17 protein-coding genes are annotated in these 18,394 nt (G+C 72.7%); 7 read left to right on the forward strand and 10 right to left on the reverse strand.

Annotation, left to right across the window (positions count from 1 at the left end):
* Positions 1–124 precede the first annotated feature (124 nt).
* Both ACIRB4_RS23535 and ACIRB4_RS23540 read right to left on the reverse strand, forming a co-directional pair.
* Positions 125–2,086 (reverse strand): N-acetylmuramoyl-L-alanine amidase, encoded by a 1,962-nt coding sequence (locus ACIRB4_RS23535; protein WP_403294103.1) that lies wholly within the window; start codon positions 2,084–2,086, stop codon positions 125–127.
* A gap of 325 nt (positions 2,087–2,411) precedes the next feature.
* On the reverse strand, positions 2,412–3,536 hold the full coding sequence (locus ACIRB4_RS23540) for an aminoglycoside phosphotransferase family protein (RefSeq protein ID WP_403294105.1): 1,125 nt from the start codon (positions 3,534–3,536) through the stop codon (positions 2,412–2,414).
* A gap of 234 nt (positions 3,537–3,770) precedes the next feature.
* On the opposite strand from ACIRB4_RS23540, the gene ACIRB4_RS23545 reads away from it, so the two are divergent.
* The gene (locus ACIRB4_RS23545) at positions 3,771–5,264 is read left to right on the forward strand and encodes a hypothetical protein (RefSeq protein ID WP_403294106.1); all 1,494 of its coding nucleotides are present in this window, start codon (positions 3,771–3,773) and stop codon (positions 5,262–5,264) included.
* Between the two features lie 103 nt (positions 5,265–5,367).
* Here ACIRB4_RS23545 and ACIRB4_RS23550 read toward each other — a convergent pair whose 3' ends face one another.
* Positions 5,368–6,849, reverse strand: coding sequence for a PP2C family protein-serine/threonine phosphatase (locus tag ACIRB4_RS23550; RefSeq protein WP_403294107.1), 1,482 nt, complete (start codon positions 6,847–6,849; stop codon positions 5,368–5,370).
* 181 nt (positions 6,850–7,030) lie between these two features.
* Here ACIRB4_RS23550 and ACIRB4_RS23555 point away from each other — a divergent pair, with 181 nt between their 5' ends.
* A complete protein-coding gene (locus ACIRB4_RS23555; protein WP_403294108.1) occupies positions 7,031–9,022 on the forward strand; it encodes a hypothetical protein in 1,992 nt (663 codons plus the stop codon).
* A 177-nt stretch (positions 9,023–9,199) separates the two neighbouring features.
* On the forward strand, positions 9,200–9,712 hold the full coding sequence (locus ACIRB4_RS23560) for a GNAT family N-acetyltransferase (RefSeq protein ID WP_403294109.1): 513 nt from the start codon (positions 9,200–9,202) through the stop codon (positions 9,710–9,712).
* Between the two features lie 49 nt (positions 9,713–9,761).
* On the opposite strand, the gene ACIRB4_RS23565 is transcribed toward ACIRB4_RS23560, so the two are convergent.
* From ACIRB4_RS23565 to ACIRB4_RS23580, 4 genes are all read right to left on the reverse strand, one after another.
* Complete coding sequence (locus ACIRB4_RS23565) at positions 9,762–10,313, reverse strand: YdeI family protein (RefSeq protein ID WP_403294110.1); 552 nt, start codon at positions 10,311–10,313, stop codon at positions 9,762–9,764.
* A gap of 145 nt (positions 10,314–10,458) precedes the next feature.
* Entirely contained in the window at positions 10,459–11,751 is a 1,293-nt protein-coding gene (locus tag ACIRB4_RS23570; RefSeq protein WP_403294111.1) for an ATP-binding protein, read from the reverse strand.
* 205 nt (positions 11,752–11,956) lie between these two features.
* Positions 11,957–12,310, reverse strand: a complete 354-nt coding sequence (locus ACIRB4_RS23575) for a DUF805 domain-containing protein (RefSeq protein ID WP_403294112.1) — start codon at positions 12,308–12,310, stop codon at positions 11,957–11,959.
* A 221-nt stretch (positions 12,311–12,531) separates the two neighbouring features.
* A complete protein-coding gene (locus ACIRB4_RS23580) occupies positions 12,532–12,912 on the reverse strand; it encodes an SPW repeat protein (protein ID WP_403294113.1) in 381 nt (126 codons plus the stop codon).
* Between the two features lie 354 nt (positions 12,913–13,266).
* Between ACIRB4_RS23580 and ACIRB4_RS23585 the strand changes: the two genes are divergently transcribed.
* The 3 genes from ACIRB4_RS23585 (at position 13,267) to ACIRB4_RS23595 (ending at position 14,876) form a co-directional block, all read left to right on the forward strand.
* On the forward strand, positions 13,267–13,638 hold the full coding sequence (locus tag ACIRB4_RS23585) for a cupin domain-containing protein (RefSeq protein ID WP_403294114.1): 372 nt from the start codon (positions 13,267–13,269) through the stop codon (positions 13,636–13,638).
* A gap of 96 nt (positions 13,639–13,734) precedes the next feature.
* The gene (locus ACIRB4_RS23590; protein ID WP_403294115.1) at positions 13,735–14,265 is read left to right on the forward strand and encodes a GNAT family N-acetyltransferase; all 531 of its coding nucleotides are present in this window, start codon (positions 13,735–13,737) and stop codon (positions 14,263–14,265) included.
* A 260-nt stretch (positions 14,266–14,525) separates the two neighbouring features.
* Complete coding sequence (locus tag ACIRB4_RS23595) at positions 14,526–14,876, forward strand: DUF4440 domain-containing protein (protein ID WP_403294314.1); 351 nt, start codon at positions 14,526–14,528, stop codon at positions 14,874–14,876.
* A gap of 31 nt (positions 14,877–14,907) precedes the next feature.
* Here the strand turns inward: ACIRB4_RS23595 and ACIRB4_RS23600 are convergent, their stop codons facing one another.
* The gene (locus tag ACIRB4_RS23600) at positions 14,908–15,273 is read right to left on the reverse strand and encodes a hypothetical protein (RefSeq protein ID WP_403294116.1); all 366 of its coding nucleotides are present in this window, start codon (positions 15,271–15,273) and stop codon (positions 14,908–14,910) included.
* 206 nt (positions 15,274–15,479) lie between these two features.
* On the opposite strand from ACIRB4_RS23600, the gene ACIRB4_RS23605 reads away from it, so the two are divergent.
* Positions 15,480–16,988 (forward strand): carboxylesterase/lipase family protein, encoded by a 1,509-nt coding sequence (locus ACIRB4_RS23605; protein ID WP_403294118.1) that lies wholly within the window; start codon positions 15,480–15,482, stop codon positions 16,986–16,988.
* A 145-nt stretch (positions 16,989–17,133) separates the two neighbouring features.
* Here ACIRB4_RS23605 and ACIRB4_RS23610 read toward each other — a convergent pair whose 3' ends face one another.
* A complete protein-coding gene (locus tag ACIRB4_RS23610) occupies positions 17,134–17,694 on the reverse strand; it encodes a type 1 glutamine amidotransferase domain-containing protein (protein WP_403294119.1) in 561 nt (186 codons plus the stop codon).
* Between the two features lie 92 nt (positions 17,695–17,786).
* Positions 17,787–18,227: an OsmC family protein gene (locus ACIRB4_RS23615; RefSeq protein ID WP_403294120.1), complete on the reverse strand. Its 441-nt coding sequence runs from the start codon at positions 18,225–18,227 to the stop codon at positions 17,787–17,789.
* Positions 18,228–18,394: the final 167 nt, after the last annotated feature.

The following is an 18,394-nucleotide window of genomic DNA, read 5'->3' on the forward strand; positions in this document are numbered from 1 at the left end:
GCCGATCTCCTGCCTGAGCGCGTACAGGACCAGGGCGCTCCCGTCGTAGACGACGGGCCGGAAGAGGCTGATCTTCTGGCCGGGCGAGGCCGGCGACACCCCGAGACCGACCTCGCCGCCGGCCTCAGACGCGGGACACCAGCACGTCGGCCGCCTTCACGAAGGCGACCCGGTGCCCGAACTGGATCTCGTAGTACTCCTCCTCGCCCCGCACGACCTGGTGGCCCGCCGGGTCGAACGCCGGCGCGAAGTAGTACTCGCCCGGCGTGCGGTCGCCCACCACGTACCGCTGCCCCGCGAGCAGCTTGTACGGCAACGGCGACACCGGCTGCACCGGGACACCGGGCGGATACGCCGACGCCTCCGGATAGGCGCGCCCGTACACCGGGATCTGCGCGGCACCGTCCTTCGGGGTCAGCACCCACCCCCGCGCGCCGACCGCCGTCGGCTCCCCCTTCGGGTTGTGGAACCACGCCTTCTGCCCGAGGTACCAGATCGCCGTCCAGTCACCCCGGCGCTCCGCCACCGCGTACTGCTGGCCGGTCGACGCCCGCGCCCCGGTGTCGTTCACCCCGGTCGTCGAGTCCTGACCGCCCGGCCGCAGACCGATGTCCTTCACCAGCGGGGCGTCCGCGCCCGGCGCGGTGTGCAGCCGGACCGCGCCGCTGCCGTGCGGCGCGCACGCCTGGCCCGCCTTCACACAGCCGGTGTACACCGGCTGGTGCGCGGCGTACTCCGGCCGGATCGTGACCACCCCCGCGTCCGGGCCCGCGCTCGGCGTGAAGGGCCGTCCCAACAGCTGGAAGTAGTGCGCCCAGTCCCAGTACGGGCCCGGGTCCGTGTGCATCCCCCGGATCGTCGAGGCGACCGTGCCCGGCACGTTGTCGTGGCCGAGGATGTGCTGCCGGTCCAGCGGAATGTCGTGGAGCTTGGCGAGATGACGCACCAGCCGCGCCGACGTCCGGTACATCGCCTCCGTGTACCAGGAGTCGGGCGAGGTCAGGAAGCCCTCGTGCTCCAGACCCACCGACTTGGCGTTCACGAACCAGTTGCCCGCGTGCCAGCCGACGTCCTTGAGCGGCAGATGCTGGGCGATGTGCCCGTCCGACGAACGCAGCGAGTACTGCCAGGACACGTACGTCGGGTCCTGCACCAGCTTCAGGGTGACGTCCCAGGTGGCCTCGGTGTCGTGGACGATGATGTAGTCGATCGACTGGGACGCGGGCCGGTTCGCCTTGTCGTGGTTGCCGTAGTCCCCGTCGCCGAACTCCTCGTACGGCGCCGGGATCCACTCGCAGGCGACCGTCCGCGGGCACTCCGTCCCCGCGGAGTCGGCGGTCCGCAGTCCGAGGGACTCCACCTGCCCGGTCTCGGGGGCGATGTCCGCGTCGGCAGCCAGCGTGACCACCTGCCCGCTGTCGGTCGTACGGGTCTCACCGTCGCGGATGATGTCGTACACGTCGTTCGCGTACGTCGTCGCCGTCGCCCGGTCGTCCGCGCCGGAGTAGCGCGCCACCGCGCCGTACCAGTCGGCCGGGTCGGCGCTCAGCGGCCGGCCCGACTCCCGCTGGGCCGCGGCGAGCAGCGCGGCCCCGCCCTCGATGTTCGCCGCGGTGCTCGTCCGCAGCTCCTCGGCGGGGATTCCCGACACGGCCGCCGCCCGGTCCAGGGTCCTCAGGCGCGCCGGGAGATCGGCGGCCGTCGGCAGCGGGGTCGGCGCCTCCGCGCCATGACGAGGGGTACGCGAGTCGTCGCCGCGCGCGTCCTCCTCCCCGTGCGAGTGGTGCGGGGCCTGGGCGAGCGCGGTCACGGCGTCCGTCAGGTGCATCGGGCCGTAGCCGCCCGTCACACTCGGCGCCCCTCCGTGCCCGTCCCACCGCGACTGGAGGTACGACACGGCGAGGAGAACACTCTCCGGAACGCCCTGGCGCGCGGCGGCCGCCGCGAACTGGCGCTGCAGCGAGGCGGCCTCCCGCGGTTCGGCGGTGGCCGACGGGGCGGCGACGAGGAGGGGTGACAGCAGAGCGGCGGACGCCAGGGCGCACACCGCTCGGGGGACACGTCTGCGTGCGGCGGAACGGTGCAAGGCAGCCTCCGGAACGGGGGGGGAGTGAGGGGGCGGGGGCCGAACCCGTACAGGGGTATCGGCTCACCGACCATCCGTCAATCACTCTGTCCGACACGGGATTTCCCATGTCAGAGGCCGTTTCACGGAGTTTCGCGACGGCATGGCCCGGGCCTGCGGCGCGTCAGTGGAGTGGACCAATGCCGGTGCCGCGCGGCGCCCGGAATCGATGACGCCCCTCGCGCCCGATGTGTCGGCACCGGGCGCGTGGAGCGATCCCCCGTGGATCCGGCCGGCGTGCGCGCGCCGTCGACGCGTGGCCGCGCCGTCAACACATGCCGCGCCGTCAACGCGTGCCGACCGCGGCGCGCACGGCCCGCCGTGCCATGGCGCAGTCGTCGTGCAGCCGCCGCAACAGCAGCCGCTGCTCCTCACCGGGCGAGACCGCACCGGAGGGGACGGGAACGGAACCGGCGGGCGGCGCCTCCTTGATGGTGCGCTGCACGGCCGTCTCGTACGTTCGGATCTCCCGCGTCAGCACGATCATCAGGTTCACCAGGAAGGCGTCCCGCGACGCCGGTCCCGCCTGCTGGGCGAGCTGGCTGATCTGGCGCCGGGCCAGCGGAGCGTCGCCCAGCACCGCCCACATCGTCGCCAGGTCGTACCCGGGCAGATACCAGCCCGCGTGCTCCCAGTCGACGAGGACGGGGCCCGTGGGGGAGAGGAGGATGTTGGAGAGGAGGGCGTCGCCGTGGCAGAACTGGCCCATGCCCTGGCGGCCGCCCGCGTGCGCCAGACCGTGCAGCAGCTTCTGCAGATCGTCCCGGTCACGGTCGGTGAACAGACCCAGTTCGTGGTAGCGCGCGATCCTCGACCCGTAGTCGAGCGGCGCGTCGAAGGTCCCGGCCGGCGGACGCCAGGCGTTGAGCCGGGCGATCGCGCCGAGCGCCGCACGGATGTCCGCCCGGGGCGGAGCCTCCACGGGGTGGCGCGCCAGCGCCGCCGCCCGTCCCGGCATCCGCTCGATCACCAGCGCACAGTTCTCCGGGTCCGCGGCGACGAGCCGCGGAACGCGCACCGGCGGGCGGTGCCGGACGAAGGCGCGGTAAGAAGCTATTTCGTGCTGGAACCGCTCGACCCACGCGGGGGAATGGTCCAGTAAACACTTCGCGACCGCCGTCGTCCGCCCGGTCGTCCCCACGATGAGGACCGAACGGCCACTGCGCCGCAGCACCTGCACCGGGTTGAACTCCGGGCAGATCCGGTGGACGGACGCGATGGCCATCCGCACCTGAGCGCCCTGCGGGCCGGACAGATCGATTCTCCCACTGGGCGCCTGGGGCACACCCCCCGCCCAGCGCCGGGCCCGTACCGGCTGGGCCGCGGGGGCGAGATACGGTCCGCTGCCGGCCGGCACGGAACGGTGCTGCGGCCGGGGCGGGGCGGACACGGAGGACGATGCTGTGTACATGGAGGAGACAGATCCCTTCGTGTGCCGACGAGTTGCGTGCGTCGCCCCGCCCGGCCTCCGGTCCGCACCCTGGGGAATGAGGGCCGGTTGCCAAGGCGGGGTGGCGCGTTCCTACCTGACACCCGGGCGCGGGTGGCGGAACATCGGGCGCACCCTGGCGAACCCTGGCGAATAGTCGCCAGCCCTATGACAGGGGGTTACTGTCAACTCAGCCGAGAACCTGGGGGCTTAGACGTGACCGGACAAACCAACACCCGCCTGGCGGACCTCTTCGGCCTCACCGGATGGTCCAAGGGCGAACTCGCGAGACTCGTGAACCGGCAGGCGGCGGCCATGGGCCACCCGCAGCTGGCGACCGACACCTCGCGGGTGAGGCGGTGGATCGACATGGGGGAGACCCCGCGCGATCCCGTTCCGCGGGTGCTGGCAGCACTGTTCACCGAGCGACTCGGCCGTGTCGTGACCATCGAGGACCTCGGGTTCGTACGACACGGGCGCGCCGGGAAACGGCAGAACGTCAGGAACGACGACAACCCTGACGGGCTGCCATGGGCGCCCGAGCGTACGGCGGCGGTCCTCACCGAATTCACGGGAATGGACCTCATGCTCAACCGACGCGGCCTGGTGGGCGCGGGCGCCGCGCTCACCGCGGGCGCCGCACTCAGCAACGCCATGCACGACTGGCTCCACACCGACCCCGCACGCAAGACCGACCTTCCGCGTGGCACCGACCCCCTGCACGCCGACCCCGCCGGGTTCGACCGCTACGAGGCCGCCCCCATCGGGTCGGAGGAGATCGAGGCGCTGGAGCGCTCGGTGGAGGTGTTCCGCGCGTGGGACGCCTCCCGGGGCGGCGGCCTCCAGCGCAAGGCGGTCGTGGGCCAGCTCAACGAGGTGGGCGGCATGCTCGCCTACCGTCACCCCGACCACCTCCAGCGGCGCCTGTGGGGCGTCGCCGCCAATCTTGCGGTCCTCGCCGGCTGGATGTCCCACGACGTGGGCCTCGAACCCACCGCCCAGAAGTACTTCGTCATCGCCGCCCACGCGGCCCGCGAGGGCGGCGACCGGCCGCGCGCCGGGGAGGCGCTCTCCCGCGCCGCCCGGCAGATGGTCCACCTGGGCCGGCCCGACGAGGCCCTCGACCTGATGAAGCTCGCCAAGTCCGGCTCGGGCGAGGAAGTCCTGCCGCGCACCCAGGCGATGCTGCAGACCATCGAGGCGTGGGCGCAGGCGTCGATGGGCAAGGGCCAGGCCATGAGGCGGACCCTCGGCGAGGCCGAGGAGCTCTTCGTCTCCGACCGCAACAACGAGAAGCCGCCGAGCTGGATGCAGAACTTCGACGAGGCGGACATGCACGGTATGCAGGCCCTCGCCTACCGCACCCTCGCCGAGCACGATCCGGCGGCCGCGGTACCGGCGCAGCGCCACGCCAAGCTGGCGCTCGAACTCCGCCGCAGCGGCCACAACCGCTCCAAGCTCTTCGACTACATCTCGCTCGCCTCGGCGTGCTTCATCGCCGACGACCCGGAACAGGCCGACCGGTACGCCCGGCTCGCACTGGTGTCGATGGGGGAGACCTCCTCGCACCGCACCTGGGACCGGCTGCGCGAGATGTACCGGCTGACCGGGCAGTACGCGGGCTACGCCCGGATCGAGGACCTGCGCGAGGAGATCGCGCTCGCGCTGCCCAAGCCCGCGGCGAAGCGTCCCGGGTTCGGCGACGTCTGAGCCGCCCGGCCCCACCGCGGGCAACCATCCCGTACGGACGAGAAAAAGGGGCACACCGGCAACCGCCGGTATGCCCACCAAGGCAAGGCGCCGTCGCGCGCGCCTACCGACCGACCCGGACCACCATCACACAGGCGTCGTCCTCACGGGGGGCCTCGCCGAACTCCTCGACCACCGAGCGTACGCAGTCCTGCGCGTCCCGCGCCCCGGCCAGTCGTGGCGCGAGCGCGAGCAGGCGCCGCGTGCCCGAGTCGTCCTGCGCGCCGCCCGTCCCCCGGGTCAGCCCGTCCGTGTGCAGGATCAGCAGGTCACCGGGGAGCAGCCGGACCTCGGCCTCCTCGTACGCGGCCCCGGTCGTCGCTCCCAGGAGCACACCGTCGGGCCGGGCCAGGGCTCGCCCCGTCCCGTCGCGGAAGAGCAGCGGGGCGGGGTGTCCTGCCTGCGCCCAGGAGAGCGTCTGGCTCGCCGGGTCGTAACGGCAGCACATCGCGCTGCCCAGCGCCGGCTGCACGGCGGTCTCGAGGAGCTGGTTGAGATGGCTCATCAGCGCGCCCGGCCTGATCCCGGCCACGGCCATACCGCGCAGGGCGCCGAGGAGCATCGCCATCGAGGAGGTGGCGGAGACGCCGTGGCCCGTCAGGTCACCGACCGTCAGCAGCGCGTCCCCGTCCGGGAGCGCGAGCGCGTCGTACCAGTCGCCGCCGATCAGACCGGTCGTCGAGGCGGGCAGATAGTGGCCCGCCACGTCGAGCGGCGCCCCCGGGCCGCCGTGGGCGAAGCTGAGCGAACCGCGCCAGGGCGGGAGTACGGCTTCCTGGAGCTCGACGGCGACGCGGTGCTCCGTGCGCTCGATCTGCCGACGGCGCTGGAGCGAGTCACGGGACTCACGGACCGCGCGCTCACTGCGGCGCAGTTCGCTGACGTCCCGTAAAACGGCCCACATGGAGGCGGTGGAGCCGTCCTCGTCGAGGACCGGCTCTCCCATCATGTGCAGCGTACGGACCCGCGCGTCGGTACGGACGATCCGGAACTCGCCGTCGATCGGCTTCCCGTCGATCAGACAGTCCGTCACCATGGCCTGAAGCAGCGGCTGGTCCTCGGCGAAGACCATCGACGGAAGCTCGTCGAGCGACATGGGGCCGTTCTCCGGGGCGCGGCCGAAGATCTGGAACAGCTCCTCGGACCAGCTGACCTCGTCGGTGAGCAGATTCCACTCGGCGCTGCCGACACGGCTCAGCAGGGAACCGGTGGGCGCCGGGGCGGGATCGCCGTACGCGGCGCCCGGGTCGGACGGGAAGCCGGTGCCGGTGTCGCTCTCGGGGGCGGAACCGGGCGTGGCGGGCAGCTCGTCGGGGAGACCCACCTTGAGCTGGCTCAAGTGGGCGCCCAGGTCGTCGAGTTGGTGCACCGCGAGGTCGCACAGGGCGCGCTGCCAGCGGTTCCGGGGGTCGTCCTCGTCCAGTACGGCGTCCCGGCGAACGGCGTCCACGTCACCGCGCAGACGGCGTGTCTGCGAGATCAACGCGTCCACCATGCCGGGCTCCGGCGGCTGGGCGGGACGGTCCGCGAACAGATGGGACGGCATGTCGTACTCCGATACAGGCGCGGCGCGGCCAGGTGTGGAAAACAAGGCCCGGACACGACTGTTGCACAGGCTGACGCAGGCCGTAAGCGATTTGGCAACACTCGATCCGGTGGTGCTTCTGACATATGCCAACGGCCCGCCGATTATCGGCCACGGGCTCTCGGGTTACGGTGCTGCTGTGGTGAGCGACGAAGTGGACACGGTGGGTACGGCGGTGCTGCTGGCGGCTGCGCCGACCGGACGGGGCAGGGCGATGGACGCGGCGTCGGTGCTTCCGGCGCTGGCGGCGGTGCCTCCGAGCGCGCTGACCGGCACGCCGTCGGCGACGGTCGTCGAACTGGCCGACCCGCTGGACCCGCAGACCGTTCTGACCCGGTTGCGGGCGGCCGCGGCGATGCCGGGGCCGATGGCGGTCTACCTCGCGGGCCAGGTCCACCTGGACCGCCGCCAGCACCTGCCGCATCTGGCGCTCGCCCGCACCACGTCGACGACGCTGCGCTACACCGGGCTGCCGTGGCACTGGCTCGCGGCGGAACTCGCGGTGCGCGGACCCGGGACGACGACGGTGGTGGCGGACCTGGTCGTGGAGGCGGAGCTCTGGCAACGCCTGACCGCCACGCCCGGGCTCCTCTCCCTCGGGCCCGGCCCGCTCCTGTACGGGCGCGTCGCCCCGGCCCCTCGCCGTGGCGAGCCGGCGACGCCGGAGTACCTCCGCACCTTCGCCACGATCTGGCGCACGGGCGCCCGCCCGCCCCTGGCCCAGCTCCACGAGGAGGCGGCCGCGCACACGGCAGGAGGCGACGCGCTGCTGCTCGCCCCGACAGGGGCGGGGGCGTGGGGTGCATCGGCTCCCGTAAGGGTGCCGGCCGGGCCGGTGGGGATCGGAGGCGGGGCCCCGGCGGCGTCTCTTGGCGTGGCGGCGGGGTCGCTTCCGGCGGCGGGGGCGCCCCTTGGTGTGGCGGCGGGGTCGCTTCCGGCGGCGCCGATCCGTTCCGCGCCCACGGTGACGGAGCAGACTGCCTCGGCGGGCGACTCGCGGACGGGGGCCGCCCCTTCGGGGCCGCTGGTCGCGGCCGTGGCCCCGAGCGCGTGGCCGCCACCGGCCGGGCTTCCCGGCTCGGGAGCTCCTGCCGGGTCGCTCATGGACGGGGCGGCTCCGTCCGGTGCCCCGGGGGTGGCGACGCCGCCCGTCGTGCCGCCCGTAGGGGCGTCGGCGTCGGTCGTGGTTGCCGGTCCGGGGATTTCCTCCGCGCCGCTCGGAGCGTCAGGGACGCCCGTGGTCTCTTCGGACGGGGCGACTCCGTCCGCCGTGCCGCCTGCAGGGGCGTCGGCGTCGGTTGGTGCCTCGTCCGCCCCGCTCGGGGCGTCGTCGGCTTCCGGCGGCCTCGCGGACCGTGTCGTGCCTACCGTGCCGTCCGGGGCGACGGCGGCGGTCGGTGCGTCCGTGCCCATGGCTCCGGCAGGGACTGCGCCCACCGAGGCCCGGCCGTCGGACCGCAGGGGACCGGCCGCGCCGACCGGTGCGTGGCCGACTCCGTCCGGAGCCGCCGGCCCCGGACCGGTGGTGCCGCCCGTGCCGTCGGGCACGTGGGGGCCTTCGGGGCAGGGGGGCGCGGCGATCGCGCCCGGCGGTGGCCCTTCCCGCGCCCCTGCAACCCCGTCCCACATGATCGCCCTACCCACGGAGCCGGCCCCGACCACCTCGCCGTCGTCCCGTTCGCCGCACGGCACCGGTGGTCAAGACGGAGCGCCGGCCGTCGCCCCCGCTCACGACCCGCACCGGGAGATCCTCGCCGCGGCGCAGGCCGGGCGGCACGGGGAGGCCATCGCGGTGGCGGCCGCCTGGGAGCGGGAGGCGCTGCGGCGGTACGGTGCGCGCTCGCAGGAGGCCGTGCACTGGATGGAGGTGCGCGCCGACCTGGCGCGGCTCGCCGGAGAGCCCGCCCGCAGCTGCGAGTTGTGGATCGCCGCCGCCCAGGCCCGACTCGGCCTGCGCCAGGGCCCCGGCGACCCCGACGTCGAAGGCGCCGTCGACCGGGCCCACCACCAGTGGGAACAGATCCAGGACCCCGCCCGCGCCCGCGAACTGGGCCCCGCGCTCATCGCCCTGCGCCGCCAGGTGCCGGGCCGTCAGCCCGGCGCGCTGGCCGCGCTCCAACGCCGGATGCGCTGAACGGCGGCGACGCGGGGCCGCCTTGGGGCCGGAACTCCGAGCCGCTCACCGGGCACGCCTACGGCCGCCCCGCGCACCGTACCCGTACGAGCGCCGTGAAGGCGGCCCCGACGCTCCGTCATCTCGTCCCCCGACCGCAGGACGCGCACGATCCGGCGGGAGTGCCATGATCGAGACATGGCGACCTCCTCCGCCCCGGCCGCGGGCCACCGAGCCACCTGGACGCTGACCACCCGGCGGCTGCTGCTGCGGCCCGTGCGCACCGGTGACGTCCCGGCCGTCACGCGGCTGTGGACGGACCCGACGGTCCGTCACCACCTGGGCGGCCCGGTCGCCGACCATGTCGTACGGATTCGCCAGCGACGGATCGTCGGGGCCCCCGGCGTCCATGCGGTGGTGCGCGAGTCGGACAGGGCGCTGCTGGGCCTGGTGACGCTGGAGTGGGGGGCTCGGGACGGGGAGACCGAGATCTCCTACCAGTTCCTGCCCGAGCACTGGGGCCACGGCTACGCCCGAGAGGCCGTCGCGGCCGCCGTCGAACGGGCCCTGGAGGGCACGCCGAGCGTGGTCGCGGTGACCCAGGACGCGAACGACCGCTCTCGACGGCTCCTGGAGGGCATCGGCATGACCCACGCCGTCTCCTTCGAGGAGTTCGACGCCCACCAGGTGCTCTACCGCAAGCGGGCATGACCAGTGCGTGCCCAGTGCGTGCCCAGGGCGTGAGCCGTCCGGCGCGCCCTCAGCGCACCTTCTCGCCCGCCGCCAGGCGCGCGATCATCCGCTCCAGCCGCTGGGCCCGGACCTCCGGTGTACGGGCCTGCCACAGTCGCAGGATCACCAGATACCGGTCGGTCTTGCCCAGGCTCTCGTAGAACTCCCGCGCCCGGTCGTCCGCCGCCAGAGCGGCCGCGAGATCGTCCGGTACGGTCGCCTCCTTCTGGGAGGGGTACGCGGATTCCCACCGGCCGTCGGCCTGCGCCGTCCGTACCTCCGCGAGCCCCGGCTCCCGCATCCGCCCGGCCGCCAGGAGCGCCTCCACCTTGCGGACGTTCACCTGCGACCAGAGGCTGCGCGGTCGGCGTGGCGTGTACTTCTGGAAGTAGTACACGCCGTCCCCGCCCTTGCGTTGCCCGTCGATCCAGCCGAAGCAGAGCATGCAGTCGAGGATCTCGGGAAGGGACAGCGACTCGCCGCCCGCTCCCTTCTTGGCGATCCTCAGCCAGACACCGGGGGCCTCGGCGTGGTGTGTCTCCAGCCAGGACTCCAGCTCCTCGGCCGTCGTCACGGTCATGATCTCGAGCCCCTCGTACCGCTCCACAATCCAGCCCCCTGTTCGTCGCCGAGCGGCGGAAACCACTCGGTGGCCAGGATAGGGACAGCGGTGGGCGGGGCCGCGGCGCCGATCACGCGTGAGCAGCGGCGTGGATCCGGCGGCGTCAGAAGCGGGCGTGGGTGGTGATGTCCGACTCGAACTGAGTGATCATCTCCGGCGTCACCGTCGGGCGGCACTGGGCGATCGCCTCCAGATAGTCCGCGGTGCTCGCGCCCGGTACCCGTTCCTCGACGCCGCCTCGTGCCCCCACCGCGACGAGGTCGCGTTCGAAGGAGTTCTGGGCGGCGATCCGGGCCGCGTGCTCGATGTCGGCCGGGGTGAACAGGTCGCTCGCCGTGACCAGTTCGTCGATGTCCACGTCGGCCCGGCCGCCGGTGTAGCGCGCCCAGATCGCGGCCCGGGCCGCCTTGTCGGGCGTACCGATGGGGATGAGGTAGTCGAACCGGCCGGGACGGAGGAAGGCCGGGTCGAGGGAGCGGATCGAGTTGGTCGCGCAGACCAGCAGCCGTTCGTCGCGCTCACGGAATCCCGGTATCAGCTTGAGCAGTTCGTTGGTCACGCCGTGCATGCCGCCGGGCTGCGCGGGCTCGGAGCGGACGGGCGCGATCTCCTCGACCTCGTCGATGAAGACCAGGACCCGTTCCAGCTCCGCGATCCGGGCGAACGCGGAGCGCAGCGCGGCCGCCAGATTGCCCTCGTCGGCGAGGCGGGAGGGCAGGATCTCCACGAACGGCCAGCCGAGCCGGGAGGCGATGCCGCGCGCGAAGGTGGTCTTGCCGGTGCCCGGAGGGCCGAACAGACCCACCGCGCGCGGCGGACGCACCCCGTGCCGTGCCGCGCGCTCCGGCTCGGCGAGGGGAAGCACGACACGCCGTTCGATCAGGTCCTTCTCGCGTTCCATGCCGGCCACCTTGGCCCACAGGTCGCCGGGCAGGAGCCGTCCGCCGAGGTCGTCGAGCAGGTTGGCGGCGGGGCCGTGCAGCGGCTCGACCTTCTCGAAGTACGCGACGGCGGGCTGGCGCGTGTAGCCGGCGTTGAGGAGGCCCTCGCCGAGCAGGTCCTCCTCCGGGAGTACGTACGCGATCCGCCCGACCCGAGCCGCGACGAGCCGCCGCTCCAGCTCGACCAGGAGCGCGCTGGCCAGGCCCCGGCCGCGCCACGCCGAGGAGATGGCGATCCGCATCACCCAGGCCCGCTCACCGGCCACACAGGCCAGGGCCGCACCGATGGGCGCGCCCTGGTGGACGGCGACGACGGCGGGCTGACGGGAGGTCAGGGCGCCGATGCACTCGGCGAGGGAGAAGACCGACTCCTGTCCCAGTTCGGCCGTGGTGTCGATCAGATGGACGACCGCGGCGAGATCGCTCTCGCGGTAGTCGTGGATGAGCCAGTTCATCGGTACCGCCCCTCGTTCGTACTTTCGTACTGATGCGGCGAGGCTAGGGGCGGCGGGGGAGGTGGGTCGCGCTCCGGTGTGCACAAGGCGGTGCCACTGAATGCTACGAATCGTCACTGGTCAGGGCGGAGTCCGGAATGCGCGAAGCCCCCGGAAGGAATCTTCCGGGGGCTTCGGAGCACTACCGCGAGTACGCGGGCTACCGTCAGTACGCGGGCGCGAGCTTCGGGTTCGGGCCGTGGGCGTTCTCGGTCTGGTTGCCCTCGCTCGCGTAGAACACGATGAGGATGATGAAGCCGACGAGCGGCACCAGGCCGATGAGGATCCACCAGCCGGAACGGCCGGTGTCGTGCAGGCGGCGGACGGAGACCGCGAGCGTCGGGATCAGGACGGCCAGCGAGTAGATCAGGCTGAGCAGCTGGATGCCCAGCGCGCTGTCGATGATCGTGAGCACGATGCTGATGAGCACGCTGAAGAGCGTGAACATCCAGAATTCCTTACGGCGCGCACGGCCGCTGAATACCGCGTACTTCTTGAGAACGTCGAGGTACCAGTTCACTTTGTCCCCCCAAGGACTGGGATGTGATGCGGGAGGCCTGTCCCTGTGGAGCAAGCTTACGCAGAACTTATGTGGCCGAAACGGCGTGGGTCAATTCGTTATCTGGTAGGGGGCGTTGGGCGCCGGTGTGTCTGGGTTTGTGCCGCGTGTGCGTGAATGCACAAGGAACGGCGCCGCATCCACGCGGATGCGACGCCGGTCGGGAGCGGATCAGTGTTTCGTCACGTCTTCCGCTTGCTCATCAGCAGACCGCCTGCGACGAGCGCGAAGAGGCAGACGCACGCGCCGGTGATGACGTTGCTCAGGATCGCACCGGTGCCGGGGTCCCTGACGACCACCCAGGGGGAGATGATCAGCCAGGCGCCCATCAGCAGGACGGCGAGGTTGAGATCGCCCGTCCGCTCGGGGGCCATCGACATACACAGGCCGACGACCGCGAGCGCGATACCGACGACCAGGTTGCTGAGGGCGAGTTCTGGCCTGGCGGCTGCGAAGTGAACCGTGTATGCGGAGATCGCTGCCCAGACACCCGCGAGCATCACGAGTTCTTCGACTGCTGTGACGCCCCGGGTCTGGAGCATCCTGGAGTAGCGGTCACGCATTTCTGGTGCGTCAGGGTGGCCCCTGATATCACCGGGACGGTGAGAGACGTCAGACATACGACTCGCCTCCTTCTGGCGTCATACACGTCTGACCACGCTTGCGGCATCGTGCCGCGGTTTCATTGTGCTCTTATCTGGCCTTTATGTGTAGATCTGTCCGGTAAAGGATCCGCACAGAAAGCGACCCGCGGATGTGCCGGTATCCGCCAAGCGAACCAACCGTCCGGTGAACGGCCACCGAAGAGATCACATGGAGCCGGACCGATGTGCCGCGATCGGCCCGCCGGGCCGGCCCGGCGTAGCCTGGAAGAGGACTCGGGGTTCTCACGCGCCACCGCCGGGAGGCGGATGATCATGACCGGAATCATGCGGCGGAGCTTCGACTCCGCGGATGAGACCCGCCCCTTCGAGGAAGGCAAGGGCAGGCTGGACCTGCTCACCACCGAGCACGGCCCGGTGGGCCGGGCCGTTTTCGAGCCCGGCTGGCAGTGGTCGAAGCACGTCAAGCCGATCGCGGGCACCGACAGTTGTCAGGCGTCCCACGTCGGTTATGTGGTGAGCGGCCGGATGAGGATCGTCATGGACGACGGCCAGTCCGGCGAGGTGGGTCCGGGAGACTTCTTCACGGTCACCCCCGGGCACGACGCCCTGGTCCTCGGTGACGAACCGTGCGTGGCCCTGGACTGGGTCGGCTTCGGCGAGTACGCCAGGGCGCAGGGCACCTGACCTCTGACGCGGGACCGTGAGCCGCCGTCGCGGCAGAGTGCGGCCGGACCGGATATCCGCTGATCACGAGGGCGTTGGGCTGTTATCGTCGCCCGCATGCCCGAACTGATCGCCCCCACGGCACGTCTGCACTCCTCTTGGCTCGAAGCCCATGCCGAGTGGAATCCCGGTGCCCACCAGGACGGCGCCGGCATGCGGCTCGCGCTCGACGGCGCTTTCGCGATCCCGGAGGTCTTCGCCGCGTGGGTGGGCCGGCTGCGCGACCAGTCCGACCCCACCCGGCCGCTCGCCGATGGCTCAGTCCACGCCACCCACTGGTGGATCGTCGAGGACGGGGCGTACATGGGCGCCATCGATCTGCGGCATGAACTGAACGACATCCTGCTGCGGGCCGGCGGCCACATCGGCTACAGCATCCGCCCCTCCGCCCGCCGCCGGGGACTCGCCACCTGGGCCCTGGGCGCGGTCCTCCCCGAGGCCCGCGCGCTGGGGCTCGACCGTGTCCTGGTGACGTGCGACGACGACAACATCGCCTCGGCGCGGACCATCGAGCGCAACGGCGGCGTTCTGGAGGACATCCGGGAGACGGAACTCGGCCGTAAGCGGCGCTACTGGATCGCGCTGTGAGCGCAGGGCGCCAGGGCGGGGAGCGGGACGGGAACGCGGAGGCTGCCGAGGACGCCCGGGTTGCCAAGGTGCGCCATGCCGTCGAGAACGGCCGGGCTGCCGAGGCTCGCCGGGCTGCCGAGGCTCGCCATGCTGCCGAGGCTCGCCATGCTGTCGAGGACGCCCCGGCCGCCGACTCGGCCGGCGCCGCCCGGCCCCCCGTCGCTGAACCGGGCGCGAGCGGTGACGCCGAGGCCGTCTCGCAGGCCGTCGCTGCCGAGCTGCGGCTCATGGACCCGGCGGTCCGCACCTCCCGGTCCCTCGCCGCCGAACTCCTCGATCCGGAGTTCGTCGAGATCGGCGCCTCCGGCCGCCGCTGGACGTACGACACCCTGCTCGCCGCACTGCCCGAGATGGCCGGCGCCACGGAGGACGGCCCACGCCACGAGCCCTCGGCCATGACGGGAGTCGTGCTGGCACCCGGCATCGTCCATCTCACCTACGAGACCGTCATCGACGGACACCGCGCCCGCCGCAGTTCACTGTGGCGCCGCACGGCCGACGGCACCGGATGGCGCATGTACTACCACCAGGCGACCCCCGTACCCCAAGGCGTCGCCGACCCGTCGTAGCACCACCGCCGACCGGCCGGAGGGCCGGACGTCAGCCGTAGGCGTCGGTCATGCAGTCGGCCGCGCACGCGCCGCGCTCGTACTGACGCCGCAGGGCCGCGGCGGCCCGTGGCCGTTCCACGTCCACCTGCCCGAAGTGCTCCCGGGCCACCCGTACGACGTCGTCGACCGTGACGATGGCCGGCTCGCCCGGGGCGGCCGCGCCGCGCGCGCAGGCGATCGCCACGTCGGCCGCGCGCAGCAGAGCCCGGGCGGAGGCACGCTCGGCCACCGCCCGCGCCCGTTTGGGGAACAACGGCCTGACGGCGCGCCCCTTCCAGGTGGCACCCGCCGCCATCAAGGCCGCGCCCGTGGCCAGGATGAAGATGCCGACCACTGCCCCGGAGCCGATCGTCACGCCTCGCCCCTCCCGTCGACTCTCTCGCAGGCGGTCTACCCGACGGCGCTGGGGCGCCACACACGACCCGCGTCGGCCCGTACGAGTGGCACGTGTCACCTTCCTCGTTCCGGGCATTGACGACCCCCGGCGAGGGCCCGAGGCTGTGGACGACCCCGACCGAAGCACACCGCCCGCCCGCCGCCGCCCGTCAGGAAGGCACGCCCATGTCCGCCCCGACCCCTCCGCGCCCTCCCGAGGAACCGCCCGCCCGCCCCCGGTGGGCGGGTGACGCCGCCCCTGTCGTCGACACGGCGTACGGCCCGGTCCGCGGAGAGCGCCGCGCCGACGGCAGTCTGCGCTTCCTCGGGATCCCTTACGCCCAGCCGCCCGTCGGAGGCCTCCGGTTCGCGGCGCCCGTACCCCCCGAGCCCTGGCACGAGCCCCTCGACGCCACCGCCTACGGCTCGACCGCCCAGCGCCGCCCGTTCGCCGCGGTCACCACCATCCCCGAACCGTCCTTTCCGGGCGGCGGCGTGCTCAACCTGAACGTCTTCACTCCCACCACCGCCCCCGCGTCGGCCCTGCCGGTCCTCGTCTGGATCCACGGCGGCGGGTACGTCGCCGGTTCGGCGGCCAGTCCCTGGTACGACGGGTCCTCCTTCAACCGGGACGGCGTCGTCCTGGTCTCCCTCGGCTACCGGCTCGGGATCGAGGGCTTCCTGCACCTCGACGACGCGCCGGACAACCGCGGCGTCCTCGACTGGATCGCCGCCCTGGAGTGGATCAGGGACAACATCGGCCGCTTCGGCGGCGACCCGGCCAAGGTCACCATCGCCGGGCAGTCGGCGGGCGGCGGCGCCGTACAGACGCTGCTGGCCGTGCCCGCCGCCCGGGGCCTCTTCCGCGGCGCGCTGTCCGTCTCCGGCGCGGTGATGCGGCCCGACGGCCCCGAGGTCGCCTGTGCGGCCTCCCGCCTGTTCACCGCCCGTACCGGAGTGCCCGCCGCGGCCGCCGCACTGCGCGGCTTCGGTGACGACGAGCTCCTCGAGCTCCAGGGCCGGCTGGGGGAGCCGGGCCCCGACCGTGCCGGGCTGCCGCCGCTGCTGTCCCTGGGCCCCTTCGCGGACGGTGTGCTGATCCCGGAGCCGGTCTTCGACGCGCTCACCTCGGGGGAGGCGGGCGCGGACGTGCCGCTGTTGCTGGGGTTCACCGCGCACGAGTTCAACGGCGCCCCGGCTCCGGGACCCGACGGGCCGCCGCTGCCGGAGCTGCTCGGCGCCCTGGGCCTCGACCCGGACGGGGTGGCGGCCTTCACCGCCGCGTATGCCTCGGGCGACCCTGCCCGGCTGTTCGGTCAGGCGCTCACCGACACCACGTTCCGAGCGCCGTCCCTCGCCGTCGCCGACGCCCGCGCGGTACGCGAACGGCCCACCTGGCTGTACGAGTTCGCATGGCGGTCACCCGTCAACGGCATGGCCTTCCACTGTCTCGACCTGCCGTTCGGTTTCGATCTGCTCGACGCCGAAGGCGTCACGGCGGCGGCGGGCGAGGCGCCGCCGCGGGCGCTCGCCGATGCGATGCACCGGGCCTGGGTCTCCTTCGTGTGCGACCAGGACCCGGGGGAGGGGTGGCCGTCCTACACGGCGGAGATCCGCGCCACGATGGTCTGGGACGCCGAGCCGCGCGTCCAGCACGACCCGCTGAGGCACGTCCGCGAGATCTGGCTGACCTGACCGGTCACACCGAGCCGACCGCAACGGGCCCCGGCGACGGCCGACACGCCGTCGCCGGAGCCCAGGACTCGGCGGCCCGGAACTCCGCGACCTGGAAAACGCGGGCCCGGATCTCCTCGGCCCGGAACCCCCGGCCCGGGCCTCCTCAGGACTCCCTCCCTCCCAGCGCTTCGATGATCGCCTGGGAGAAGGGCTCCAGGTCGCCCGGCTTGCGCGAGGTGATCAGCTTGAAGCCCTCGGACGAGTCGACGACCACCTGCCGGTCCACCCACGTCCCGCCCGCGTTGGTCACATCCGTCCGCAAGGACGGGTACGAGGTCAGCTCGCGGCCCTTGACCAGGCCGCTCTCGACGAGCAGCCAGGGCCCGTGGCAGATCGCCGCCACCGTCTTGCCGGCCTCGGCGAACGACGTCACCAGCTCGCACGCCGCCTCGTCCATCCGGAGGTGGTCGGCGTTGATGGTCCCGCCGGGCACCACCACGGCGTCGAACCGGTCCGGCGACATCTCGCCGTACGTCGTGTCCGGCCGCACGCTGTCACCGGGCTTCCGGTCGGACACCAGGGTCTGCACGGTCTCCGGCCTCTGGGCCGCGATGGTCACCCGCGCGCCCGCCTCCCGCAGGGCCGCCACGGGCTTCTTCAGCTCGTCCTGCTCCGTGCCGTAGTTCGTCGTCATGACGAGCACATGCTTGCCTTCGAGGGTCACGGTCGTCTCCTCCCGGTCGTCGGCGTCCGCGTCACTCCCTGCGTGTCACCGCGCGCCACGATCCCAAACCGGGACACTCCGGCACCGGGTCGTCAGCCGGCCCGGAAGCCGACCGTGCCGTCCGGCAGGACCGCTTCCACAGCGGCGCCGTGCTCCACGGTCCTGCTCACCGTGCAGTGCTTCGCGTGCGTCAGCCGGACGCCCCGTGCGAAGACCTCGGCGGCTCGCGGATTGCTCTCCGGAAGCTCGAACTCGTAACTCACCCTGATCCGGCCGACCCGCCCGTCGTCCTCCGGCCCCGAGACCGACTCCACCACGATGCGGAGGTCGTCGTGGTCCACCGCGCGCGCCGTGCGGTCGATCACCAGACCGCCGCACCCGCCCATCGCCGCCAGGAGCAGCTCGACCGGTGTGAACGACGGCTGGGTGGAGTCGTCGTCCGCCGCACCGATCCGGACCTCGGCGCCGCGGTCGTTGCGGGCGGTCCAGTCGCGGTAGCCGTTGCGGACGGTCTCGATGCGGTAGTCGGCCATGACTTCGGTGCTCCTTCGTCCGGGGTACGGTGCGGTCGACCGTCCACGCAACGGCACCGTACCCGGCCCGCCGGGGGACGCGCCGGTCCGGCCGCCCGTACGCCCCGCGTCGGAAGCGGCCCTCACGCGGACGGAGTTCCGCCTCCTCCGGCCGTACGGACTGAGTA

The sequence above is a fragment of the Streptomyces sp. NPDC093600 genome (assembly GCF_044764755.1).
In the GTDB taxonomy this organism is placed as follows: domain Bacteria; phylum Actinomycetota; class Actinomycetes; order Streptomycetales; family Streptomycetaceae; genus Streptomyces.

Excerpts from the sequence above, each read along its gene's own strand:
- ACIRB4_RS23560 (WP_403294109.1), top strand. The coding sequence starts at position 9,200 with ATGGCGACCTCCTCCGCCCCGGCCGCGGGCCACCGAGCCACCTGGACG.
- ACIRB4_RS23565 (WP_403294110.1), bottom strand. The coding sequence starts at position 10,313 with ATGACCGTGACGACGGCCGAGGAGCTGGAGTCCTGGCTGGAGACACAC.
- ACIRB4_RS23550 (WP_403294107.1), bottom strand. The coding sequence starts at position 6,849 with ATGCCGTCCCATCTGTTCGCGGACCGTCCCGCCCAGCCGCCGGAGCCC.
- ACIRB4_RS23585 (WP_403294114.1), top strand. The coding sequence starts at position 13,267 with ATGACCGGAATCATGCGGCGGAGCTTCGACTCCGCGGATGAGACCCGC.
- ACIRB4_RS23570 (WP_403294111.1), bottom strand. The coding sequence starts at position 11,751 with ATGAACTGGCTCATCCACGACTACCGCGAGAGCGATCTCGCCGCGGTC.
- ACIRB4_RS23605 (WP_403294118.1), top strand. The coding sequence starts at position 15,480 with ATGTCCGCCCCGACCCCTCCGCGCCCTCCCGAGGAACCGCCCGCCCGC.
- ACIRB4_RS23590 (WP_403294115.1), top strand. The coding sequence starts at position 13,735 with ATGCCCGAACTGATCGCCCCCACGGCACGTCTGCACTCCTCTTGGCTC.
- ACIRB4_RS23540 (WP_403294105.1), bottom strand. The coding sequence starts at position 3,536 with ATGTACACAGCATCGTCCTCCGTGTCCGCCCCGCCCCGGCCGCAGCAC.
- ACIRB4_RS23580 (WP_403294113.1), bottom strand. The coding sequence starts at position 12,912 with ATGCGTGACCGCTACTCCAGGATGCTCCAGACCCGGGGCGTCACAGCA.
- ACIRB4_RS23615 (WP_403294120.1), bottom strand. The coding sequence starts at position 18,227 with ATGGCCGACTACCGCATCGAGACCGTCCGCAACGGCTACCGCGACTGG.